At 30.9% G+C, this 24953-nt stretch carries 24 protein-coding genes and 1 pseudogene; 12 read left to right on the top strand and 13 right to left on the bottom strand.

What is annotated here, in order from left to right; translation table 11 throughout:
* Position 1 precedes the first annotated feature (1 nt).
* Positions 2 to 1690: a methyl-accepting chemotaxis protein gene (locus RCG18_RS26075; RefSeq protein ID WP_308038877.1), complete on the top strand. Its 1689-nt coding sequence runs from the start codon at positions 2 to 4 to the stop codon at positions 1688 to 1690.
* 61 nt (positions 1691 to 1751) lie between these two features.
* On the opposite strand, the gene RCG18_RS26070 is transcribed toward RCG18_RS26075, so the two are convergent.
* Both RCG18_RS26070 and RCG18_RS26065 read right to left on the bottom strand, forming a co-directional pair.
* Positions 1752 to 2525: a class III extradiol ring-cleavage dioxygenase gene (locus RCG18_RS26070; protein ID WP_308038876.1), complete on the bottom strand. Its 774-nt coding sequence runs from the start codon at positions 2523 to 2525 to the stop codon at positions 1752 to 1754.
* Positions 2526 to 2755: 230 nt separating this feature from the next.
* Entirely contained in the window at positions 2756 to 2950 is a 195-nt protein-coding gene (locus RCG18_RS26065; protein ID WP_308042119.1) for a hypothetical protein, read from the bottom strand.
* 379 nt (positions 2951 to 3329) lie between these two features.
* On the opposite strand from RCG18_RS26065, the gene RCG18_RS26060 reads away from it, so the two are divergent.
* From RCG18_RS26060 to RCG18_RS26045, 4 genes are all read left to right on the top strand, one after another.
* Complete coding sequence (locus RCG18_RS26060) at positions 3330 to 3797, top strand: hypothetical protein (protein ID WP_308038875.1); 468 nt, start codon at positions 3330 to 3332, stop codon at positions 3795 to 3797.
* Between the two features lie 100 nt (positions 3798 to 3897).
* Positions 3898 to 4335: a MarR family transcriptional regulator gene (locus RCG18_RS26055; protein WP_308038874.1), complete on the top strand. Its 438-nt coding sequence runs from the start codon at positions 3898 to 3900 to the stop codon at positions 4333 to 4335.
* Between the two features lie 73 nt (positions 4336 to 4408).
* On the top strand, positions 4409 to 5527 hold the full coding sequence (locus RCG18_RS26050; protein ID WP_308038873.1) for a dienelactone hydrolase family protein: 1119 nt from the start codon (positions 4409 to 4411) through the stop codon (positions 5525 to 5527).
* Positions 5528 to 6154: 627 nt separating this feature from the next.
* Complete coding sequence (locus RCG18_RS26045) at positions 6155 to 7111, top strand: polysaccharide deacetylase family protein (RefSeq protein WP_308038872.1); 957 nt, start codon at positions 6155 to 6157, stop codon at positions 7109 to 7111.
* 299 nt (positions 7112 to 7410) lie between these two features.
* Here the strand turns inward: RCG18_RS26045 and RCG18_RS26040 are convergent, their stop codons facing one another.
* The 7 genes and pseudogenes from RCG18_RS26040 to RCG18_RS26010 form a co-directional block, all read right to left on the bottom strand.
* Positions 7411 to 8154 carry an ABC transporter permease subunit gene (locus tag RCG18_RS26040; RefSeq protein WP_308038871.1) on the bottom strand — a complete coding sequence of 248 codons (744 nt, stop codon included), beginning with the start codon at positions 8152 to 8154 and terminating at the stop codon, positions 7411 to 7413.
* Positions 8151 to 8906, bottom strand: coding sequence for an ABC transporter ATP-binding protein (locus RCG18_RS26035; protein ID WP_308038870.1), 756 nt, complete (start codon positions 8904 to 8906; stop codon positions 8151 to 8153). Before RCG18_RS26035 ends, RCG18_RS26040 begins: the two co-directional genes overlap by 4 nt.
* 17 nt (positions 8907 to 8923) lie before the next feature.
* Positions 8924 to 9874 carry a MetQ/NlpA family ABC transporter substrate-binding protein gene (locus RCG18_RS26030; protein ID WP_308038869.1) on the bottom strand — a complete coding sequence of 317 codons (951 nt, stop codon included), beginning with the start codon at positions 9872 to 9874 and terminating at the stop codon, positions 8924 to 8926.
* Positions 9875 to 9877: 3 nt separating this feature from the next.
* Positions 9878 to 10453: a flavin prenyltransferase UbiX gene (locus RCG18_RS26025; protein WP_308038868.1), complete on the bottom strand. Its 576-nt coding sequence runs from the start codon at positions 10451 to 10453 to the stop codon at positions 9878 to 9880.
* 22 nt (positions 10454 to 10475) lie between these two features.
* Positions 10476 to 11345: a UbiA-like polyprenyltransferase gene (locus RCG18_RS26020; RefSeq protein WP_308038867.1), complete on the bottom strand. Its 870-nt coding sequence runs from the start codon at positions 11343 to 11345 to the stop codon at positions 10476 to 10478.
* Positions 11332 to 12781: pseudogene (locus RCG18_RS26015) on the bottom strand (menaquinone biosynthesis decarboxylase). The gene RCG18_RS26020 and the pseudogene RCG18_RS26015 overlap by 14 nt, the downstream one beginning before the upstream one ends.
* A gap of 201 nt (positions 12782 to 12982) precedes the next feature.
* Positions 12983 to 13429 (bottom strand): VOC family protein, encoded by a 447-nt coding sequence (locus tag RCG18_RS26010; RefSeq protein WP_308038866.1) that lies wholly within the window; start codon positions 13427 to 13429, stop codon positions 12983 to 12985.
* A gap of 174 nt (positions 13430 to 13603) precedes the next feature.
* On the opposite strand from RCG18_RS26010, the gene RCG18_RS26005 reads away from it, so the two are divergent.
* On the top strand, positions 13604 to 14041 hold the full coding sequence (locus RCG18_RS26005) for an Lrp/AsnC family transcriptional regulator (protein ID WP_308038865.1): 438 nt from the start codon (positions 13604 to 13606) through the stop codon (positions 14039 to 14041).
* A 55-nt stretch (positions 14042 to 14096) separates the two neighbouring features.
* On the opposite strand, the gene RCG18_RS26000 is transcribed toward RCG18_RS26005, so the two are convergent.
* Complete coding sequence (locus RCG18_RS26000; RefSeq protein ID WP_308038864.1) at positions 14097 to 14714, bottom strand: histidine phosphatase family protein; 618 nt, start codon at positions 14712 to 14714, stop codon at positions 14097 to 14099.
* A gap of 133 nt (positions 14715 to 14847) precedes the next feature.
* Here RCG18_RS26000 and RCG18_RS25995 point away from each other — a divergent pair, with 133 nt between their 5' ends.
* Positions 14848 to 15729 (top strand): LysR family transcriptional regulator, encoded by an 882-nt coding sequence (locus RCG18_RS25995; protein WP_308038863.1) that lies wholly within the window; start codon positions 14848 to 14850, stop codon positions 15727 to 15729.
* 131 nt (positions 15730 to 15860) lie between these two features.
* On the opposite strand, the gene RCG18_RS25990 is transcribed toward RCG18_RS25995, so the two are convergent.
* Together RCG18_RS25990 and RCG18_RS25985 are read right to left on the bottom strand one after the other, a co-directional pair.
* Positions 15861 to 16736: a methionyl aminopeptidase gene (locus tag RCG18_RS25990; protein ID WP_308038862.1), complete on the bottom strand. Its 876-nt coding sequence runs from the start codon at positions 16734 to 16736 to the stop codon at positions 15861 to 15863.
* 41 nt (positions 16737 to 16777) lie between these two features.
* The gene (locus tag RCG18_RS25985; protein WP_308038861.1) at positions 16778 to 17134 is read right to left on the bottom strand and encodes an AraC family transcriptional regulator; all 357 of its coding nucleotides are present in this window, start codon (positions 17132 to 17134) and stop codon (positions 16778 to 16780) included.
* 353 nt (positions 17135 to 17487) lie between these two features.
* On the opposite strand from RCG18_RS25985, the gene RCG18_RS25980 reads away from it, so the two are divergent.
* The gene (locus RCG18_RS25980) at positions 17488 to 18246 is read left to right on the top strand and encodes a GGDEF domain-containing protein (RefSeq protein ID WP_308038860.1); all 759 of its coding nucleotides are present in this window, start codon (positions 17488 to 17490) and stop codon (positions 18244 to 18246) included.
* Between the two features lie 288 nt (positions 18247 to 18534).
* On the top strand, positions 18535 to 19536 hold the full coding sequence (locus tag RCG18_RS25975) for a rod shape-determining protein (protein WP_308038859.1): 1002 nt from the start codon (positions 18535 to 18537) through the stop codon (positions 19534 to 19536).
* Positions 19537 to 19623: 87 nt separating this feature from the next.
* Here RCG18_RS25975 and RCG18_RS25970 read toward each other — a convergent pair whose 3' ends face one another.
* Complete coding sequence (locus tag RCG18_RS25970) at positions 19624 to 20226, bottom strand: 3'-5' exonuclease (protein ID WP_308038858.1); 603 nt, start codon at positions 20224 to 20226, stop codon at positions 19624 to 19626.
* 447 nt (positions 20227 to 20673) lie between these two features.
* Here RCG18_RS25970 and RCG18_RS25965 point away from each other — a divergent pair, with 447 nt between their 5' ends.
* The 3 genes from RCG18_RS25965 to RCG18_RS25955 all read left to right on the top strand — a co-directional run bounded on the left by RCG18_RS25965 (position 20674) and on the right by RCG18_RS25955 (position 24929).
* Entirely contained in the window at positions 20674 to 21303 is a 630-nt protein-coding gene (locus tag RCG18_RS25965) for a DedA family protein (RefSeq protein ID WP_308038857.1), read from the top strand.
* 83 nt (positions 21304 to 21386) lie between these two features.
* Entirely contained in the window at positions 21387 to 23996 is a 2610-nt protein-coding gene (locus RCG18_RS25960; protein WP_308042118.1) for a cation-translocating P-type ATPase, read from the top strand.
* Between the two features lie 237 nt (positions 23997 to 24233).
* Entirely contained in the window at positions 24234 to 24929 is a 696-nt protein-coding gene (locus RCG18_RS25955; protein WP_308038856.1) for a serine/threonine protein kinase, read from the top strand.
* The last annotated feature ends 24 nt before the right edge of the window (positions 24930 to 24953 follow it).

Below are 24953 nucleotides of genomic sequence, written 5' to 3'. Positions count from 1 at the left end.
AATGCGTTTTAAGATAGGGCATAAACTGGGAATAGCCTTTGGGATCATTTTAATAACTTTTTTTACAAATATCATAATAAGTATAAATATAATACAAAAAAACAAGGACAGTATTACAAATATTAGAGAACTTACTTATAAACAGGTAGAGTATTCAACTCAGATTAATGAGTCCATTATTCAAGTGCAGCAGTTTCTCTCTGATGCATCGGCGACAAAAAATGAAGATGGCTTTAATGAAGCTGATAAATACAAAAAAGAATTTAAAGATTCAATAAAGAAATTAGAAGAAGTCAATCCAAAAATGAAAGATAGAATTGAAAATATAAACAGTGATTTTGATAAGTTTTATGAGATTGGGGTTAATATGACTCATACTTATATAGATAAAGGCTATGAACAAGGCAATATATTGATGGAACAGTTTGATCCAATGGCCACAAAATTATCAATTGAAACAAAACAGTTAAGTGATGATAGTAAAAACTCTATGGATATAGAGCTTAAAAATATAACTAATAGAATGAATAATAGTTTAATAATATCGTTAGCATTAGGTGCTGTTTCATTAGTAGTAGCGATTTTCATAATTTTAAGACTTACTAAAGGTATAACAAAACCAATTAATAGTATGTTATTAATTCTCAAAGACCTGGAAATGGGAGAGGGAGATTTAACAGAAAGAATAAGCATAAAATCGAGAGATGAAATAGGTATTATGGCACAATCCTTTAATAATTTTATGGACAAACTATCTCAAATGATAGAAAATATTAAAAATAATTCTGTTACCGTTGCTAATAGTTCTAAAAACTTAAATAAAAGTAGCATTAAAATAGAAGATAGAGCAATGGAAATAAATAATAGTGTTGCAAAGGTGAAAAATGATATTGAAAATATAGCTAATTCTGTAGAAGAGGTTACAGCAACAGTAGATAACATAGCACAAGCATCATATAACACGGCCGAAGACACACAAGAGATATCTAGTATGTCGGAACAAATAAATGATATTGCATTTCAAAGTGGTAAAGTGGCATTAGAAGCTAAAATGGAAATGGACAAAATACAAAAAATATCTTCTAACACAGTGGAATTAAACAAGAAGTTAGGAATTAAGGCTGAAGAAATAGAAAAAATAGTTGATACTATTAAACAGATTACAGATCAGACAAACTTATTAGCTTTAAATGCTTCTATAGAAGCTGCTAGAGCTGGAGAACATGGCAGAGGTTTTAGTGTGGTTGCGGAAGAGATTAGAAAGTTAGCTGATAACAATATTAATTCTACAAAAGTGATTTCCGAGATTGTAAGTAGTATTCAAGAAATAATTAGTGATACTATTAGTTCTACTATGGATGTAGTAGAAAATATAAAGCAGGGAGATATTATGGTAGGGGATGTATATAATCAACTCCAAGATATAATAAATGGAATTCAGAATACAAATAGTAGAATTGAAAATATAGCATCAGCCTCTCAAGAGCAAAGTGCTTCTATTGAAGAACTTTCTACAAATATGGAATTGATAAACGATAGTAATTCTCAGATATCTTTAGCCGTAGATAAAATAGCAGATAATATAGATATTCAAACCGGAACTATTTCAGAGTCTAGTGAAATGTCTTCAAAATTAAACAATTTAGCTGAAGACTTAAATAATTTGGTTAATAAATTTAAAACTGTTTAATTACAAATTCACTGCGCACATTATATATTTTGCTACATACGCGCAGTGAATTTGTATCCTGTTATTTAAATTCCCAAAAATCAAGGCTTAAGTTTCCATATTGATATATGCTCTTCAATAAGTTTGGAGATTTATTAGTATCACCAGCACCCATTGCAATTAATAAAGGTATAAAATGCTCACTTCTTGGTACTGCAAGCTTTGAATAAGGAGCCATTTTCTCATAATTGAACAATTGAGTCAAATCCCATTTATATAATTTGTCTTTAATCCAAGTATTAAAATCATAGGCCCATGGATTTATATTATTCTCAGAAGTATAGTTTAACATAGAAAGATTATGAACTATTCCACCACTGCAAATAATAAGTACATCTTCTTTTTTCAAAGGTTCTAAAGCTTTTCCTATGTTATACTGTTCCTCATTTGATAACTTAATATTTACTGATATATTTATAACAGGTATATCTATATTAGGGTAAATAAGTTTAAGTACCGTCCATGCGCCATGATCAATTCCTCTTTTATAGTCTAAATTGCTGGAAATTCCATTTGTTTTAAGTAGATCTTGAATTTTAAGTGCTAAATTTTTATTAGATCCAGTTTTATATTGTATAGTATATAGTTCTTCTTCAAATCCATAGAAATCATATATCATGTCATAGTTTTCAGAAGCACCTATGGACTGGATACCAGACTCCCAGTGAGCTGAAAATATTACTATGGCGTTAGGTTTGTTTATGGTTTTAGCATAGTTTCTTAAAAATTCTGTATACTCATTGTTTTGAAATATGATATTTGGAGCACCATGCCCTATAAATAACGATGGAAGCATCTATAACACCTCTTTCATATCTTATTATTCTTTGTATAATCACTAATCTTATAATAGTAGTATATATTAATAATAATTATTTGTAAATAAAAACAATTGTTTGTTTGTTGCATAAAGTGGTAAAATAAATCTAGAAGATTATAATGAACTAACATCTATGATAGAAAATATTAATAGTTATATGAAAATAAAATTCCGCCCCCTAGTTTAATACTAGGGGAAATTAATCTTTAATAACTACCTGTAAATAAATCAAAAGCTTTATTAATATCAGCTAAATCTGTTCCCCAATCACGCCTAACATTTTCTGGATCTAGAATTCTATAGTGAAAAGTAAATTTATTTTGTTGAAGCTTCCATCCATTTTTTGATTTTAAAGTATACCAAAATACTTTACCTCCCAAAGTTTTAGTAGGAATATTCATAAAACCCAAAAAGATCACTCCTCGAAAAATACTTTGTAAAATTATAATTATTTAACTAATAGTTAGTTCTAGGTTATAAAAATATTTTATTCCAGAGAGATCCAAAGTGTTTTTTTATTTTTATAATTATTAAAATTAATATATTTTATCTAAATTTTTGTAATATTATATTGACTTAGAATTTGATACGTTATATTATTAACTTAAACATAGTTGTTATAACTACAATTGTTTAAACTAATATTGTTATAACAAATTTATATGATATGTTCTTGCATAGAATTTAATTTAGGTGATTCAGTTGACTATTCGATCACCATAGTGCCTAAAAAGCTGAAAGTAAAATTAATAATATAATAAATTTAAGGAGGATGTTGTTATGGGATTAAAGTTGCTTAATCGAATAGCATCTATTACTGCATTTTTAATGATTACATGTTTTATGACTTCTAGTTTAGTCTCAGAGTTTATTGGTGATCATATTCTTATTGCTGCTGTAAAAAAAACTATCTTATATGCATTGTTATTATTGATTATATGTATGATTTTAACAGCTGTCTCACAAAGAAAACTGACTATACTATATCCGAACAATTCCTATGAGCTTAGAAGAGTTAAACGAATAAAGTGTATTGGATTAAATGGGGCAATCTTTCTTGCTCCTCTAGCAATTACTTTGAATTATCTTGCACAGAATGATAGGATAGATACAACCTTTTATTTGTTGCAGTCCTTAGAGATAATCTGCGGTTTAATAAATATTTTCCTGTTTATAAAGATGTTTGCAGACAAGAAAAAAGTAAATAGATTAAGTGAAACCTCTGACTTCAATCATATAGATGAATAACTCATAAGTAACTATTTTTTCATATGATAAAATGTATCTTGACAAAAACAGTTGATAAAACTACTATAGTTATATCAACTTGTTTAAGGTAGGCGATTGTATGAAGAATAAATATGATTATACACAGCTAATTGGATATTTAATAGTTAAAGGCGAAGTTTGCGTTAAGAGAAAGATTCTTAGCGTATTTTTAGAAAAAGGATATGATATAACCTTTGAACAATGGACAGTACTGAATGTATTATATGTAGAGCCCGGTTTAATTCAAAGTGAAATTGCAATGAGAACGTACAAAGATAAAACAAATGTTACTAGAATACTAGATGTGCTTTGTAAAAAAGGATATGTAGTAAGAGAAAAACATGAAGAAGATAGAAGAAGTTCATGTATTTACCTTACAGGTGAAGGAAGAAACATGTTTAATGATCTTATACCTTCTGTTAAATCAATAAATGAACAGTTTAGAAAAGACATATCAGATGAAGAATTAGAAATATTTAAAAATGTTTTAGAAAAAATATATAGAAACACTGAATAAATATTTTTGCCAAATAGTTGTTATAACTATTATGGTTATATCTATGATTTAAAATAGTTTAAAGGAGGAAATCATGGTAGAGTTAACTTTAAAAGAAAAGTTTGCATTCAAACTCATTTTTAGTGAGAAAAAAGTATATCAAAGATGGTATGGAAGATTTCTGTCTTTCGGAATAGATTATGGGAGATTGAGAAGAGTAGTGACAAGAATTCCTAATTGGCTGCAGTGGTGCAATGAATGGAGCAAAGAGGGTGATGAGTTATATAAGAAGGCAGAACAAGCTTTAAATGAAGGGTACGAGTTTAAAGCAAGAGCATTGTTTCATGAAGCTGTAGCTTGCTATCATATTGGACAGCATATATTTTTTATTGACAGTATTCAAAAACAAAGAATACAAGAGCAAGCAAGAATAAGTTATAAAAGAGCGCTTAATTTATATGATGAAAAAGAGAGACCTATACGAATTGAGATACCATTCCAGGGAGTAAAAATTCCAGGATATTTAAGACTTTCAGATACTTCAAACAAACCGCTTATAATTTTCGTAAACGGGATGGATAATATTAAGGAGGCTGAAGGTCATTCACAAGGCACAATATATAAGCAACATGGGTTTAACTTTTTTACCTTTGACGGGCCAGGGCAAGGAGAACTATGGAAAGATATGAAATTTGATGCGAAAGAATATCATAAGGTGGTATCAGCTATTATTGACTGGTTTGGTCAGCAACAGATATATAAAATTGATTTAGAGAAAATTGGATTAGTTGGTTTTAGTTTAGGAGGATATTTAGCACCGGTGTGTGCAGCACATGATAAACGGGTAAAATATGTAGTTGGTAATAGTGGACTTGTCTATATAGGTGGATTAGAAGGAATGAAACGACTTAACCTAATTTGGCAACGAGGTGTCACATATATGACTGGATGTGAGACATTAGAAGAAGCGGTTGACAAATTTGATTGGGACATTGAACAGGAGCCTAATTTAAAAGTCCCATTATTATTCTACCATGCAGGAAAGGATGAAGTAATGCCTTCGCCTAAAATTCATGCTGAAAAGATGATGAAGTGGGCAATAGGTGAAAAGACACTTAAATATTATGAAGATGGTGAACATTGTACACAGAATTATTTAGATGAAGTGTTTCCAGAGATAATAGATTGGTTAAAGAAAAAATTTGGAATGTGATTTTTAATATAGTATCCGTATCAGAGAGATCTGGTACGTTTTTTTATTTTATTTAATTATTAATAGTAATTAATTATGTTGAAATTTTATTGCTATTTACACAATGCGAATAATGCATAAATATCGAAAAAATACTATCTCCAATTAATGCTGCAAAATTAAAAGTAGTTTAGGTTTTGTTTAAAAGTAATTAACAAATCTAGAACAATTATTAGAAAAACTTGAAAAATTAATACATAAACTAAAAATCCAATTGAGTAAAGATATTTCTCATGATATAGTGTTAAGCGCGTTTTAAAGTTAAATTAAATATATTTTTAAGTACAAAGTTTATATTTTGTTTATATTTAGTTTATAAGAAGTAGAGATATTTTCTTTAAAATGAAATTATAAAAGACTTTATAAGTTAATTTCGATTTATATTGATGAGACTTAATACAATTTTACAGATTATATACAAGTTAGATACAACTGATACAAGTTTTGAAATAATTATTTTCTATAATAAAAGTATCCTTTATATGCTTACTTAACTGAGGAAAATCAAAGATGATTCTTTTAGACATTATTAATTATAAATTAAAATTTAAAGAAGAACTTTTGGTTGATAGAAGGGGGTCTCACATAATGAGAAGAAAAAACAGAAGAAAAAATAAAGACACTAAAATTATAAGAAAGAGTTTAATCGTAGTATTTCTAATTGGAGCTTCAATTTTATCATATAAGGGGTATGAATATTATCGTAGCAAAATGGTACAAGCCAATAAAGGAATAGCGGCTACTAAAGTTGTAACGACAAAGAATACTAAAGACGTAACAGTTAGTAAGAAGACAAAAGAAACGATGAAAGAAGATAATTCAAAAGGTAAATTATCTAATGTAAGTAGTGAAGGACAAAAATATACTTATGATGTAAAAAAAGTTAAAGATATATTAGACAATAAAGGAGAGAAGGATGGTAAAAAAATAGCTTTTCTTACTTTTGATGATGGGACATCTACAACTGTAACGCCTAAAATATTAGATGTATTAAAAAATTATAATATAAAAGCCACATTCTGTTTAGTTGGGCAAAGCATAAACTCTAATGAAAACAGCAAAAAAATAGTAAAAAGAACTTTTGAAGAAGGACATGCATTAGCAAATCATACATATTCTCATAAATTAAAAAATCTATACCCAGGAAACAAAATTAATGTAGAATATTTCATGGAGGAAATTGAGGAAACTAACACTGCAATTAAAAATGTAGTTGGACAGGACTTTAATACAAGAGTTTTAAGAATGCCCGGTGGCTATATTTCAAGAGAGCATTATAAAGATCCTAATTTGGCCGAATTTAATAGTAAATTAAAAGAGAAGGATATGTACAGCATAGATTGGAATGCTTACGATTTTGATTCAGAGGGTAATAAGAAAAATGCATCAGAACTATTGAATGAAGTAAAAAAGAGTGTAGGAACAAAAGAAAAAGTAGTAATATTAATGCATGATACATATGGTAAGGAAGAAACTGCTAAAGCATTACCTCAAATAATTGAGTATTTAAAAAGTCAAGGGTATGAATTTAGAACGATGTCATAGATTAGAGATTACTTAAATTAAAATATTACTGAAATTTATAGATTTCAGTAATATTTTTTTAGAACATATAAGCAGGCATACAAAATCTTAAGTAGACATCCAAAATCTATGATTTTGAGATGATCACTTACACAGCGTGCTGATTTTGATATGATCGCTTAAGCAGAGAACTCAAATCTTTGATTTGAAGTGAATCGCTTACTCAGCGAGTACTCATTCGACAATAGGAGAAGGAGTTTCATATTGAAAACTAAGAAAGTTTTTAATTTAATAATGTGTAAGAATGTCAAGAGGCTTGCTTAAGCCTTCCATTTACATACTGTTTCTTCAAGGATATCTATTAAAATAAACAGGGTAAAACCTAAAAGACTTATTGCTATTATTCCTGCATACATTCCTATATAATCAATTCTAGTCCAGGCATCTAAGATATAATAACCTATACCATATTGAGTTCCGTAACCTTCTGTAAAAAATAATATAGAGAGAGCAGTTCCTATTGACAACCTTAAGCTAGTTAGTAATTCTGGCAAAATAGCAGGCACAGTTATGTGTGTAAATATTTGAAGTTTTGAAGCGCCAAGACTCCTTATGGGATTATAGGTTTCTGACGGAATGTTAAGCACTGCATCTCTAACTGCCACAATAATCTGAAATAGAAGTATTAGTACAATAATAATAATCTTTGAGGTATCTCCTAGTCCAAATAACAGCATTACCACTGGCAGCAATGCTGTCTTGGGTATAGGATATGTAAAATAAACTAATGGATTTAATATTTTATTCCATACATTTGAATAAGCCATAAGCAGTCCTATAGAAATTCCTATAATTAGAGATATGCTAAGTCCACTTGCTACTCTGTATAGACTTGCTAAAACATGTATATAAAGTTTTTCACCATATAAATCATTTATTTTAAAATATATGTCTGTAGGCTTTGGAAGCACTCTCATATGAACTATTACTGCAAAAATGTACCACAAAATATTAAATATTAAAAAGCCTTGTACAAAAGTCTTAATTTTTTTTCTTGCCTTCATATTTTCCATCCCTTTTTTATAATAGCTCTAAGATATGCAGATAACCTTAGATACTCTTCATTCTGTCTTAAGTTTTCTGTATTAAATAGAGGATTATCAATTATTTCAACTATGGTACCAGGACAGTGTGACATTATTACAATCTTTTTTCCCATATAGATAGCCTCTTCAATGCTGTGAGTTACAAATATTGTAGTAGTTTTATACTGATTCCATATATCTATGAAAAGCTCCTGAGCTTCTTCTCTTGTAAGTGCATCTAAAGCAGAAAAAGGCTCGTCCATTAAAAGTAAGTCAGGATTCATTATAAAGGCTCTAGCTATAGCAACTCTTTGTTTTTGTCCACCGCTTAACTCATTAGGATATCTGTCCTTTAATGAATGGATACTTAACTTATTCTGTATATATTCAAATCTTTCATTAGTAGCACTATCAATAGTTTTCCCTTTTATCTTAAGAGAGAGAAGGCAGTTTTTTTGAACATTTTTCCAAGGGAGCAGCCCAAAGTTTTGAGGTATAAATCCAATGTTATGCTTTTTTGGACTTAAGTCTTCGCTATTCAGTTGGACTTGTCCGCGATAACCATTTATAATACCACTAAGCACATGCAGTAAAGTGGATTTGCCACAACCTGAAGGACCTATAATCGCATATATATCTCCAGATGTAATTTGCATACTTATAGGTCCTAAGGCATTCACTAATTTTTTTTCAGAGCTATAGCTGACGGAAAGATTATTTATCTCAAGCATAGGGTACCTCCATAATACTATTTAACCCCTATATCGTTTTTTAAATCCTTAGGGTCTAGTGTTTTCTTAACTAATCCATTTTTTATAGTCCAATCGATAGCAGATTTAACTTCAGCATCTGATGGAAGCACATTTTTTCTAAACTTAGGTAAGGTGATTTTGCCTTTCATATCATTAGGATAACCAACAGTTTTTATTATCGTAGCTTCATATTCTGAAATCGGTGTACTGTTTACGTAATCTACAGCTTCGTTATAAGCCTTGTAAAAAGCTTTAATTTCGCTGCTTTTAGAATCTATTGATTTCTGTGTAAAAGCTGTTACTGAAGGGTATGAAGTTAGATTACTTGCACTTCCAAGAAGTATTCCGCCTTCTTTTATGGCTAGAGTGGAGAATGGCTCTGGAAGCAGTGCCGCATCAACATTATTAGTTCTTAACATTTCAAGCCTGGTAGGTATAGCAGGAACTACAGATTTTTTTATATCTTTAGGTTCAAAAGAATTTTTTTCTAATATTTTATCAAGAGTATATTCAATAGAAGTTTTTTCTGATATGGCTACACTTCTTCCTTTAATATCGCTTATAGATTTTATTCCTGATTTAGGATTTGCTATAAGCATAAAATCACCATCGGTTACTCCTGTTATCTTTACATCAAAATCAGCATTTTGATAAAGAGAAATAGCTATTTCATCACAAATTATTCCATCGAGATTTCCAGCTTGGAAAGCTGCATCTCTATCCTTTGAGTTTTTAAATGATTGAAAGTTAACCTCTATACCTTCTTTTTTAAAAAATCCTTTTTCATTAGCAATTACAATTGGTACTGCATCTACAGAAGATATTGCTCCAAAATTCAATGTCTGCTTTGGAGTAGAAGCAGCTTCCTTTGCAGATGAGCAAGCAGATAAGGATAATACTAGAGCAGAAGCAGTAATTATATATAATATTTTCTTTAGTTTAATCATTTTTTAGCTCTCCCATTTTTTAAATAATATATTTTCTATAGAAAGAGAATCTAATATCTTTCCAACTACAAAGTTAATTAAATCCTCCATGCTTTCAGGTTTGTGATAAAATCCCGGCATTGCAGGGAGTATGGTTACACCAAGCTTTGACAGCTTCAGCATATTCTCAAGATGTATTGCATTAAGTGGTGTTTCTCTTGGAACGATGATGAGTCTTCTGTTCTCCTTTAAGGCTACATCGGCTGCTCTGCATAGTAAATTTTTAGCTAAACCAGTGCTGATTTCAGCTAGAGTTCCCATTGAGCAAGGAAGTATAATCATAGCGTCAAATTTAAAGGAACCACTGGCAACTCCAGAAAACAGATCATTTATATTCTCCAGCTTAACATTGTTATAATTCTCTTTTAATTCTTTCACCCACTCATTAATATCTATAGAGGTCTCAAAATTCATAACTTTTTTACCATTTTCCGTACATATGATATGAACAAAAATTCCTCTTTTCAAAAGCTCTTCAGTTAACTTTATTGCATATATACTTCCACTGGCACCGGTGATACCAATAACTATCTTTTTCATAAGTAAATCTCCTTTATATTTATTATATTAGTGCATCGATAACTCCACAGATTAAAAATATGATGCTTATTAGCTGGTTTATACTGTAAGAGGCTATTTTTACATTGGATAAGTTATTTGGCGAAACTATCCTATGCTCTGCTATAAAAAGAATGGATATCAATACTAGTCCAGTGTAATAAATAAACCCAAGTTGATTACTTAAAACTCCCACTACGATTAATAGAATCAATGTTATCCCATGAAAAAGGGCAGCAATGTGCAAAGCGTTCTTTACTCCGAACCTTGCAGGTATTGAGTGAATTCCATTAGTGGTGTCAAAGTCATAATCCTGTGAGCCATATATAATATCAAAGCCTGCAACCCAAAGGGTATTAGCGGCTCCCATAAAAAGAGGAAGCCAAGAAAAATTTCCGGTAACCGCAAGCCAAGCTCCCACAGGCGCAGCGGCGGAGGTGATACCTAAAACCAAGTGACAGGCCCAAGTAAATCGTTTTGTATAGGAATATATAATCATTAGAAATAATGCTATAGGTGAAAGCAGCAAGCATAATGGATTTAGCATGGCTGCTGCAATAACCATAATTAAAAAACATACAACAGAGAATACTATAACTTCCTTTTTCTGAAGTAAGCCTTGAGGAAGTTGCCTCATAGCAGTACGTGGATTCTTACCATCAATTTCTGCATCAATCACTCTATTTATAGCATTTGCACCGGTTCTAGCGCCCATAAAGGCAATAAATATCCAAAAGATTGTATGAGAAGAAGGCAATCCATTACTTGCTAGGAGCATTGAAATAAGTGCAAAGGATAAAGAAAAAATAGTATGTGAAAACATAACAAGTATTCCATAGTCACGGGCCTTTTTTATAACTTTAGTCAATACCATATTCAGCCCATCTCCTTGAAACAAGTTCCTTAATATCCTTTGTCATTTCAATATCATCAGGCCATTCTCTATTATGGCCTTCACTTGTCCACTTTTTAGTAGCATCTATGCCCATTCTGTATCCATAGTGTGGAAGATTTGACGCATGATCCAAGGCGTCTAAAGGCCCCTCTGATATAACTACATCTCTTTTAGCATCTATATTGTTAAAAACTTTCCAAGCTACAGTAGATATATCCTTAGGATCAATATTTTCATCAACTACAATTATCATTTTTGTATACATCATTTGCCCCATTCCCCATAGTGAGTTCATTATTTTCTTAGCGTGTCCAGGATAACGCTTCTTTATAGAAACAATAACGCAGTTGTGAAAAACTCCTTCAAGAGGAAAGTTAAAATCTACTATCTCTGGGTGCTGCATTTTAAGTAAAGGCAAGAAAATTCTTTCTGTAGCTTTGCCCATATAGCAGTCCTCCATAGGGGGCTTACCTACTTATAGTTGCGGGATATACAGGATTCTTCTTATGAGTTATACAAGTTACATGAAATACGGGGTAAAAATCCGCAAGAGAATAATACCCTGTATGATCTCCAAAGGGTCCTTCAAGCCTTAAAGCCTCGTTAACATCCACATAACCTTCTATAATAAATTCTGCATCAGCAGGTACATATATATCACTCTTTATTGATTTAACAAGTTTTACCGGAGCCTTTCTTAAAAATCCTGCAAACATCATTTCATCAATCATTTTTGGAAGGGGAGCTGTAGCAGAATAAGTTATAGCAGGATCACAGCCAAGAGCGACAGATACAGGCATTTTACCGCCTAAGGCTTTATATTTTTCATAAATTTCTCTACCATCTTTGTGTAGGTGCCAGTGCATGCCAGTAGAATTTTTGTCAAATACCTGAAGCCTATACATTCCCATGTTTTGAATCCCACTTTCAGGATCCTTTGTTATAACAAGAGGGAGAGTTATAAATCTACCTGCGTCACCTGGCCAGCACTTTAATATAGGCAGAGTAGATAAATCAGGGTCATTTTCAATAACTTCTTGGCATGAACCTTTAATAGGCAGTTTTATTGGAAATACAGCTGTCATTCTAGCAAGCCGTGGAAGAGACTTGAATTTTTTCATAATTCCTAAATAATTTGACATATCTATAAATTCTTCAATGTCATTACCAATATCATCAAGCTTTTCTACACCAAGAGCCAAGCTCATCCTTTCATAGGTACCCATGGCATTTATGAGAAGTGGATAAGGCGAACCTTTCACATTTTCAAATAATAGAGCAGGACCATACTTCTTGGATATTCTATCTGCTATTTCAGTAATCTCTAGTTCGGAATCTACTTCTGTGTTTATTCTTTTGAGTAAGCCTTTTTCATCCAAATGTTTGATGAAATCTTGTAAGTCTTTGTAAGCCATATGTTTCCTCCTATAATATACAACTATCTATATTATGTTAATAAAGTATCTAAATTCATATTATAATAAATAATACTACAATGTAATATAATTTTCTAGTATTGGCATTATAATGCACGAAGCTTAGTTCTCCAGTGTACATAAAAATGCCCTACAGAGTAGACTTTTTTATTTGTCTACTCCATAGGGCGAATTGCTATATTATTTTACTTTAAAATTCACATTTTTAATTACTTCAATAATTTCGCCATTTAACCCTTCAAAAACAGCATTATAGACATCTAATATAGGTGTACCCAAATGCAACCCATCAGGTGGTGCCACAGGTTTAGCACCGTGTGCCAAAGCTTTTTCATATATTGCATCTACATCATCAACATATAGTGCAAAGTGAAGTAAAGCACCATATCTAACATCTTCTTTATTCTTAGACTTCAATCCTTGAGCGGGCACCTCTGCGTCACGGTCAAATATTTCTATGCATGTCACCCCATCTGGCGAAATAAGCATAGTAGCGTCCTTAATTTTAAATGAAGGTAAGGCCCAATGATGTCCTATTTTAAAGTCAAATACATCTCTGTAAAACTGAATTGTTTTGTTATAGTCATAAGACATTATTGCTACATGAGCTAATCCTTTTGTATTCATATAATCTACTCCCTATAATAAAATTATATTGTATTGATTTAAGTTCCTCCTTATAATAAAATTGTACTTTTTTTGTTAATTCAATAGAATATCTTTTCAAAGGTATATAGCCAAATTACTTTTAAATAAAAAGTGTTTAATTTTATTTTTAGAAAATATTGAGGTGTTAGTAGAATGAAGTCGTTACAGTTAGATAGAACGGATTACATGATTTTAGAAATTTTAGAAAGTAATTCAAGAATTCCACTGGTGGATATTGCAGCGCAAGTAAATATGTCACCACCTGCTGTAAAAGAAAGAATGACTAAATTAGAAGAAGCCAATATTATTAAAGGTTATACAATAAAAATTCAAGAAAAAGAAAACTTTATTGAAACTTATATCATGATAAAAACATCAAAATGTCTGCAACTTGAAGACTATTGTCGAAACTTTAAGTTTGTTAAAGAAATGAAAAGAGTGAGTGGAAATTATAATTATTTGCTTAAATTAAAGACAGAAACTATAAATGAACTATATCAATTTCAAGAAGAACTTGTGAAATTTGGGCCATCTAATGCTTTTGTAGTGACAAAGAATATTGACTTAAAGGAAGCAAAGCAGGCCTTTTAAAATAGATGCCTGCTTTAAGTTAACATATGAAAAAAGTTAAGCTGGTGGTTAATTGTTATCTATAGTGAGAAGTATCACCATGCAGCAGAATTTTAGTTATTCCATCTTTAATCGATACTTTACAAAGACTGGCTGGTTCTACGTCTGGTGTATTCCAAATTTCATGTATTTCTTGGTTGTTGAAATGTGCCATAATCATCTTTAATGTAATTCTATGGGTTACTATAAGAATAGTTTTACCTTGGTTTATATTGATAATATCTTCAATAACAGGTATAACTCTATTCTGTAGTTCTTGATAAGATTCACCTGATTCAGTAGGAACATATAAATGAGGCTTGTTCCAAAAATGCTTCCAAGATTCAGGATATTTATTGATAATATCTAGCTGTTGTAGGCCTTCCCAGTGGCCCATATGAATTTCTCTTAATTGTTGTTTTATTGCTATTTGAATGTTGCGGTCACCTTTGATAATTTTTGCTGTATCATAAGCACGCTTACTTTCGCTGGAGTAAATTATATCAATATTTTCTTTAAGAAGTCTATTGTGCAGTCCTTTTGCTTGAATTATACCAAGGTTTGTTAGAGGTGAGTCTTTATGCCCTTGCATTCTTTTCTCTAAATTCCATTCTGTTTGTCCATGTCTAACCAAATAGATAGTAGTTTCTTTCATAATTTCCTCCTAAGTATATTTAGTGCAGCGCTGCCTAAGTGATTTATAAATTTAGTATAAAAGAAATAAATTTATAAGTATAATATATATTATTGATATATATATAAATAAAATATATGAATGAGGTCAGAATATGAATTTACATGGATTAAGACTATTCTATGTAGTGGCAAAAACTGGAAGTGTAACTCTTGCGGCTGAGCAATTAAGAATTAGTCAACCAGCAATTACTTCTCAGATTAAAAAGTTTGAAAGAGAACTAGGCATATCGCTATTTTCTCCTGAAGGAAGAGGTGTCCGTTTAACTGAAATAGGAGAAAAGTTGGCAGATCAGGCAAGGATACTTTTCACATTGGAAGATAGAATGGAGATACTTATAAGTGATTATATACAAGGGAAAAAAGGTACTTTAAAAATAGCTGGAAACTATCTTGCATCTAATTTTTTAATACCTAAATGGGCCTCATATTTGAAGCAACAGAATGAAGATATAAATATTGAGGTTACCACTATGAATACTGAAGATGCAGTACAGAGACTTATTAGTTACCAAGTGGATGTTGCAGTTGTTGGTAGCGGAGCTATTAATCATATTGATGAAATTAACATAAATAAAATTGCTGAAGATGAATTATGGTTTATAGTTGCTCCTAGCCACAAATATGCTAATCAAAAAGTGACTTTGGCTAACATGATGTTAGAGCCATTTATAATGCGGGAAAAAGGTAGTTATACTAGAATATGTTTAGAATCTATCTGCCGCACATACGGTAGTAGATTACCAAATGTATCTCTTGAATTCAATGGATTGCATGAGGTACTTATGGCAGTAGTGGAAGGGTACGGTGCCAATTTTTGCTCTTCAATGGTTGTTAAAGAGCTTGTTGATATGGGAAAATTATCAAGAGTTTATGTAGATGATATTACTCTTAAAAATGAAATTGTTATTTGCACAAGGAAAAATGAAAAAATTTCACCTATAGTTAATAAGTTTATCTGTTCTATGAAAATTTAAACTATTATTTTTAGCATCTAAGGAAAAACTGGCACTTTAATTGTTGAAAACTAAAATTTAGTTTTTCATAGTCTTCAAAAAACTCTCATTCCCAGAGGGCTGCTGCAAAATGAAATTTTGCAGCAGCTCTTTTAATAAGCTAGTATTTCATATCCTTCATTTGTTATCAATACTGTTACTTCCCACTGTGCTGATGGTTTTCCATCTACAGTGTAGACAGTCCAATCATTATTTTTATCTACAAATATATCACTAGTTCCCATGTTTAACATAGGCTCAATTGTAAATACCATACCTGGCACCATTAACATTTCAGTTCCAGGTTTTGATACATAGCTAACCCATGGGTCCTCATGAATCTCTAATCCAATCCCGTGACCTCCAATTTCTTCCACAACAGAATATCCGTTTTTCAATGCATGTTGATGCACTGCATACCCCATGTCACCTAAAAAACTCCAAGGCTTAATTTGTTCTAAACCTTTTAAAATACATTCTTTAGTTACCTCAACAAGCTTCTTTTTCTCTTCACTTACTTTTCCAATACAAAACATTCTGGAAGAATCTGAATAATATCCTTTATAAATAGTAGATACATCTACATTAATTATATCTCCATCTTTTAAAATATCTTTTTCTGATGGTATTCCATGGCACACTTGATTATTAATAGATGTACATAAGCTTTTAGGAAATCCCTCGTAACCTAATGTAGCTGGTATTCCCCCTAATTCAATAGTCTTACTATAAACAAGTTTATCTATTTCATCTGTTGACATACCCGGATGTACTTTTTTTGATATATAATCCAATATAGCAATATTAACCTTACCACTTTCTCTGATTCCATCAACTTGTTCTTTTGTCTTAATAATATTTAATGATGGTGCTATATGCCCTTCTCTTTTAAATTTTTCTATTTTTTCATCAAAATCAGCATGACACACTTTATATTTTCTTTTACTACCACACCAACATAAATTATTTCGTCCTATTTTTATACTCATAATTTTTTCTCCTTAATTGATATTATGAGTAATAGAAATTATTAAGTAATCTTAACTTTATTAAACAATAAAATTTCAGGTAATTGTCTCCTATACTTATAAGGCGTATAACCATAAGCATTAAAAAAGGCCCTAGTAAAAGCTTCTTGTGAAGAAAAACCATAGTCTATAGCAATATCTAAAACTCTACGATTTGTATTTTTCATCTCCAAAGCTGCTAAACTTAATTTTCTTTTTGATATATATTCTTTAAATGTAACACCAACATATTCATGAAATTTCTCAGAACAATAAAAAGAAGAATAACCAACATAATCAGACATTTGCCTTAAAGTAGGATTTTCCGTTATATTTTCTTCTATCCAATCAACCATATTTTTTATAGTTTTTACTGACAATTTCTATCACTCCCTGCTAAAATAATATCATTTTTATGTTTATAAAACTTGATATAACTTGTGATAAAAAATATACTCTACAAATATTATTTCTTAAATAAATTTATATATTTTATTAAAAATGCTTCTAAATAGCGGTAGTATAAATGGAAACGCTTTTGTCATTTTATCATCTCATCATAATTCACTAATATTTACTATATAAGTAATCTTTATAATTATAACACTATTTTCATATAATGGTTGTAATCAAAAAAATTATATTAATACTATAAATAAAAATAATTTGATATACTGAAATAAGAATAAAATATTAAAAATTATAAATAAATATGCATTTTTAGGAGATTTCTATGTTTGATATTAAAAAAATAATTGTGTTTTTATTCGTTTTAATCCTACTCCTTTATATGATAAGATTATCAATTTTTACAAGGCGAAAATGGCAATTTAGAACATACACATTTAGTATTTTATTTGTAGGGCTATTGTTATTTACAATTGCTACATTTCTTGATATGACATCGCCTATAATTAAGACTCAACATGTACACATACTTATAAGAATACTCTTTACATTGGGAGCGATTATTTATACATTAGGTGTAATACTGTGGAGTCATTATACAAAAAAAGTAATTGAAAAGCTTGAGGAAATGACTTTAAAAGATGCAATGACAGGTTTATTTAATAGAACAGGAATAGAAAGAGTATATAAAACAATTTGTGAATCAAACAATCCTTTCTGCGTCATTATTTGCGATCTTGATGGAATGAAGAAAATTAACGATAAATATGGTCATTTGCAGGGGGATAAGTATATTACAAGTACTGCTAAAATTATAACTGATACAATAGGAGAAAAAGGATATGTTGGAAGAATTGGAGGAGATGAGTTTGTTATAATTTTAGAATATCAAGATACACAACAAGTGCAACAGATCTTATTAAAAATAAAACAGTTGGTAGATGAAATTTTTACTGAAAAAAACACTGGAATAAGTTTGGGATACTCATTATTTCCTTATGATGGAGATGCTCTTGAAGAGTTAATAAAAGTTGCAGATAAAAAGATGTACAGCGATAAAAAAAGCAGAAAGATACATGCTTAGTTTTATCTTAATATTAGCGAAGGAGAAGTATCTGAAAATATAAGAAATTAGTGCTTTATTTGGTTTCTATAGGTATTAAAGTTGGTAATCATATATCCCAAAAATCTTATGGTTTAAATAAATTGTGGAACCATAGGAAATGTTTATGCATTGAAAAACAACTTGATTAAATATATACTGTAAAAAAAGTATGTAGGGGACTTTATGAAAAATACAAATCTACTTTTCCATACATTATCCTCAATATTATCTTAAAGATATATTGTAAATTTGAAAGGAGAAATTTTGATGGGATTTTTTGTAACGTCTAGGGATATAGGAATAGATTTAGGGACGTCAAACACTTTAATATACGCAAAAGGAAAGGGTATTTTATTAAGAGAGCCTTCCGTTGTAGCTATAAATACTACAAATAGACAAGTACTAGCCGTTGGTTTAGATGCTAAGAATATGATAGGCAGGACACCAGAAAATATTGTAACTATTAGACCATTGAGAGATGGAGTAATTGCCAACTTTGATATTGCTCAGCAAATGCTCAAAAAATTCATTGAAAAGGCTAGTGGCAAAGGTGCCTTCAAAAATTCTAGAATTGCAATTTGCCATCCTTCAGAAATTACTGAGGTCGAAAAGAGGTCAATTAATGAGACAGCAAGCCAGGTGGGAGCACGTAAGATTATGCTAATTGAGGAGCCTGTGGCTGCAGCTATAGGAGCAGGTCTACCTGTAGATGAACCAGTTGGAAGTATGATCATCGATATAGGTGGAGGTACTACTGAGGTGGCAATTGTCTCTCTAGGAGGAATTGTTACCAGTAATAGCGTAAAAGTTGCAGGAGATGAATTAGACGAAACAATTATTAATTATGTTAAAAGAGAATTTAATGTAATGATAGGAGAAAGAACAGCGGAAGATGTTAAAATTGAACTAGGTTCCGCCTATGAAGATGATGATGAAACAGAAAAAGATATGCAAATAAGAGGACAAGATTTAATGACAGGGCTTCCCAAGGTTATTACTATAACAGAAAGTCAAATACGAGAAGCTTTGAAAGAACCAGTAGCTTTAGTAATTGAAACAATTAAAACTACTCTCGAACAAACTCCACCAGAACTTGCAGCGGATATAATGGATAAAGGAATAATGCTTTCAGGTGGTGGTGCACTTCTAAAAGGATTAGACAAGCTTATACATAGTGAAATACATATACCTACTCATATTGCAGAAAATCCTCTTGAATGTGTTGTTCTTGGGGCAGGTAAGTGTTTAGATATGATAGACAAGGTTTAAACTAAGAAATACAGTATTATACATGGTTACCTCTTAGTACTAAAATATAAGGCAATAGGTGATAATTTTAAACCTATTGCCTTTCTACTATATAACCCTATCTAAATCATATCCTAGTTTTTTAGCTCTGTAATAACAGGATACAAGGCCTGCTACATCATATCTGGCATCATGAAAACCTACATCTTTACAATTAAAGAGCCTCTGTGCTCCTTTAAGAACTGTAGATTCATTCACCTCAAGAAAGGCCATGGTTTCTTCCAATCTAGGGTTCTTTAATCTACCGGTTTTAGTTGTTGCCTGTACTATTGATTTAAAGAATTCCATAGTACAAAAAAATTCTTTTGGAGACCAATTTATGCTGTTTAATCTATTAAATTCTGCAGTGATAAACTTTTGATCAAATCTTACATTGTGGGCAATAAATATACCTCCATTTAAATCTTCAGCTACTTCTTTAGCTACATCTTTGAATTTGCGTCCATTAGATAGAACTTTTAATGTTTTTGTACTAAAACCATGAACTGCTTCTGCTGAAGGGTCAATATAATCTACGGCAAAAAAGAAATTTTTGGCAAAAGAAACTTTCTCTTCTCCAGAATCATTTATATCACATACGCAATATGTAAGTTGTAGAATTTCACCAGGTTCTAAGCCTGTAGTTTCTGTATCTATAAAAATCTTTTTCATAAAATTACAATCTCCTTAGTGTGCTGTGCTAAATTTATTTCTTTTTTACTACAGTTATTTATTATAGCTTCATAAAAACATATTTTCAACACTAACTTCCAATAACAGATTTTATTAATTAGGTTTATATAGAGTTACAATCCCGAAAGTTTATTTAGGAATCTTAAAATTATGATGGAAAAGGAATATAGAAATAGTTGACATGCCTTTAATTCAATGATAATATAGTTAATAAGTATATGATATGTAATAATAAAAACCATGTTTATAGAGGGAGTAACTGCCTGTAATTTAACAGGATTCAAAGTCGTCATTTCGGATAGAATCCCGGCTTTGATAACATTAAATGTTTAGTGAGACTCTATAGCTAGTAATTTTTCTAGCTATAGAGTTTTTTATTTTAGCTAAATTTTTAATCTGTAAAGTAAAAATAAGCAGAGTTAGGAGGTGATTATTATAGAGTTACTAAATACTATGGTAAATCAGCTTACGTATATAGTTGATGAAGTTGGTTATGTTGCAGTAATAGCAATTACTGCTTTAGAGTATGCCTGTTTCCCGGCAATGCCTAGTGAGGTCATATTGCCTTTCATTGGAGTTACTGCAGCACAGGGCAAGATTACATACTTTGGAGCATTGCTTTCAAGTATTATTGGAGGATTAATTGGTTCTTTTTTATGCTATCTTTTAGGATATTATGGTGGAAATCCTCTCATAGAAAAAATGAAGGTAAAATTTCCAAAGATAAAAGGAAGTATTGAAGTGATAAATAAATGGTTTGAAAAGTATGGCAAGCTAGCAGTGCTTTTTGCAAGATTAGTGCCACTCACTCGTACATACATTTCAATTATAGCAGGGACAACAAAATTAGGCATGACAACATTCACTTTATTTTCAATGATAGGAATAATAATATGGAATTCAATACTTATTACATTAGGGTATTTTATAGGTCATAATTGGAGCTATATTGAATTGATAATGAAGCAATACAGTATATTTGCTTCGGTTATTATTGGAATAGTGATTATAATAGCAATTTATAAAAGAAAAAAATATAAGGTATGCAGTAAGTAATTAAGTAATAAGGTAGAGGCTTGTGAGCTTTGTAACAATAAAATTAGATAAAAGGTTTTAAAGTTTTGAAAGGGGGATACATGATGAATGAATTCTACAAGAAATCGTCAAATGAAGTTATGAAAATATTAGGTGTTACGGATAAAGGTCTAAATGATGAAGAGGTAAAAAGGAAGAGAGAACAATATGGCTTTAATGAATTAGAAGAAGCTGCAAGAAAAAGTCACTTACAGGTTTTTATTGATCAGTTTAAAGACTTTTTAGTTATTATATTATTGGCTGCAGCACTTATATCTGCTTTTCTTGGAAAACTTGAAAGCACGCTTGTAATTATGGTAGTAATAACAATCAATGCGGTTCTTGGAACCATACAGCATATTAAGGCTGAGCAATCTTTAAAAAGTCTTAAGGCTCTTTCGTCACCAACGGCTAAAGTTCTAAGAAATGGACAAAAGATAGAAATTCCTTCGCGAGAGCTAGTGGTAGGAGATATTTTATATTTTGATGCTGGAGATTATGTAAGTGCAGATGGTAGAATACTAGAAACTTACAGCCTTCAGGTAAATGAAAGTTCTCTAACAGGAGAATCTGAAAGTGTATTAAAGGTGAGTGAACCAATAAATGAGGACAACATATCAATTGGAGACAGAAAGAATATGGTGTTCTCTGGGAGTTTTGTAACCTATGGCAGAGCAGTTGTACTAGTAACTGGTATAGGTATGAATACTGAAATTGGTAAGATAGCTAATTTGCTTGAGAATGCAAAGGAAAAGAAAACACCTCTTCAAGTAAGCTTAGATAGCTTTGGAAGAAAACTTGCTATTGCTATACTTGCTGTATCAGCGTTTATCTTTACCATAGATATATTTAGAGGACGTGAAATAATTGATTCCTTTATGTTTGCAGTATCCCTTGCGGTAGCAGCTATTCCAGAGGCATTAAGCTCTATAGTAACTATAGTGCTTGCTCTTGGAACTCAAAAGATGGCTAAGAAAAATGCCATAGTGAGAAAGCTTCATGCAGTTGAAAGCCTTGGTAGTATTTCTGTAATCTGTTCAGATAAAACAGGAACTTTGACTCAGAATAAGATGACAGTTCAAAAGATTTACGTTGATAACAAGGTACTGAAACATGATGATTTGGATAAAAATAAGGTTCTAGAGAAAAAGCTAATATTAATGGCGCTATTATGTAATGATGCTATTACTACTGAAAAAAAGGAAATTGGTGATCCAACTGAAGTTGCACTAGTTAACTTGGGTGAAATATATGACATGGACGAGTTGTCTATCAGAAAAGACTATCCAAGATTAGGTGAGATACCCTTTGATTCTGATAGAAAATTGATGAGTACTGTTAGTAAGCTTAAAGATAGGCCAATTACAATTACTAAAGGTGCACTAGATGTACTTTTATTGAGAGCTGTAAAGATAGAAACCTCAAATGGAATAAAAGAACTTACTGAAGAAGATAAAAAGGAAATAGAAAAGATAAATAAGGATTTTTCAAAGAATGGGCTTAGAGTACTAGCCTTTGCATATAAAGATATAAAAGAAGACAAAGATATTACTCTAGAAGATGAAAAGGACTTAACCTTTGTAGGACTTATAGCTATGATGGATCCACCAAGGATTGAGTCGGCAGAAGCAGTGGCAAACTGCATCAGAGCTGGCATTAAACCAGTAATGATAACAGGTGACCATAAGATAACTGCATCCGCCATAGCAAAACAAATAGGAATACTAAAGGATGAAAAAGAAGCTATGGAGGGCTTTGAATTAGAAAATATAAGTGACGAGGAATTGAAGCAAAAGGTTCAGGACATTTCCGTCTATGCTAGAGTGTCACCGGAGCATAAAATAAGAATAGTAAGAGCTTGGCAGGAGAGAGGCAACATAGTTGCAATGACAGGAGATGGTGTAAATGATGCACCAGCTTTAAAGCAGGCTGATATAGGAATTGCCATGGGAATAACAGGTACAGAAGTTGCAAAGGATGCTGCATCTATGGTACTGACAGACGACAACTTTTCAACTATTGTAAGAGCCATATCAAACGGAAGGAGCATATATGAAAACATCAAAAATTCCATAAAGTTCTTACTATCGGGAAATACAGCAGGAATACTATCAGTACTTTATGCTTCCTTAGGAGCATTACCTGTTCCTTTTGCTCCAGTTCAACTTTTATTTATCAATTTGGTTACAGATAGTCTTCCAGCTATAGCTATAGGACTTGAACCCTATAATCAAAACATTATGAAAGAAAAACCAAGAGATGTAAATGTTCCAATTCTTAATAAGTCCTTTGCAATAGAAGTTATTTTAGAAGGGGTATTAATAGCATTAAGTACAATTATAGCCTTTCATATAGGATTATCAACAGGAGATGCTTCAGTTGCAAGCACAATGGCTTTTGCTACTTTGTGCTTAACAAGGTTGATACATGGATTTAATTCAAGATCTAAAGAATCAATATTTAAGATAGGAATATTTTCAAATAAGTATATATGGATTGCGACTATAGTTGGCTATTTGCTCCTAACAGCAGTTTTAACATTCAGACCACTTATGGGAATATTTGAAGTTACAGCATTAAATGCTAGTCAACATGGATATATATATGGATTGTCCTTTATTCCATTAGTTGTAGTTCAGATCTATAAATTAATATTTGTAAAACCTGAAAAGTAATATTACTTTTAAAAATATACTTTAATTACAAAAAAATCTGATACATATATTTATTGTGTCAGATTTTTTATGATAATTTTAAAAATAAAAACTTATACTGTTAAAAATTAGATTATGAGTTTTAAGGAGCTTTTATGAATATAAAGTATATGTTAAAATTTACATTAAGAGTGTACTGCTTCCACTTAAGTTGTTTAATGAATGGAAGAGTTTGCAAAGGAAGTATTATTTTATAGCATGGCATTATTAAAAGGAGAAAGAGAATCTTATATGCAGGAAATTGAAAAATTTATATCTATAATAGATGAAAATCTCAGAGTTAATATAATTATTGAAAGTATAGACTCAGAAGATCCAGTAGTAGTAAAAAATGTGCCGGATTCCTGGAGTTTGTTAGGGTGTGGTAATTATGCAGCAGTGTTTACTCATAAAGACTTTGAGAATTATGTAGTAAAAATATACGCTAAAGGAAGGCCGGGTTTAAAAGAAGAAATAGAGGTATACAGAGCTATTGGAGATCATCCAGCTTATTCGAATTTAGTATATTATACAGAGAATTATCTAATACTTAAAAGAATTAAAGGTATTACATTGTATAATTGCTTTAGATCAGGAATAAAAGTTCCACCTAAAATAATAAAGGATATTGACGAAGCTCTTAAGTACGCAAGAAAGAGGGGACTTTACCCTCATGATGTTCATGTAAAAAATATAATGATGATGGACAATCGCGGAGTTGTAGTTGATATTTCAGATTTTAAGCATAAGGAATATTGTTGTTTATGGGATGATTTTAAAAAGGCCTATTATAAATACTATTTACCTTTTTTATATAAGTTTACTATGCCTATTCCTGAATTTATACTTAATTTCATAAGGAAAAGCTATAGGACTTATAAAAAGCTTAAAAAGAAAATTAAATCTATAACTTAATAAAAGCAAAGGCTTTTTATAGTT

Origin of the sequence: Clostridium sp. OS1-26 (genome assembly GCF_030915445.1) — a bacterium.
Lineage (GTDB): Bacteria > Bacillota > Clostridia > Clostridiales > Clostridiaceae > Clostridium_AM.
Note: the sequence above shows the minus strand (reverse complement) of the source record. Positions and strands in the feature narration are given on the sequence as shown.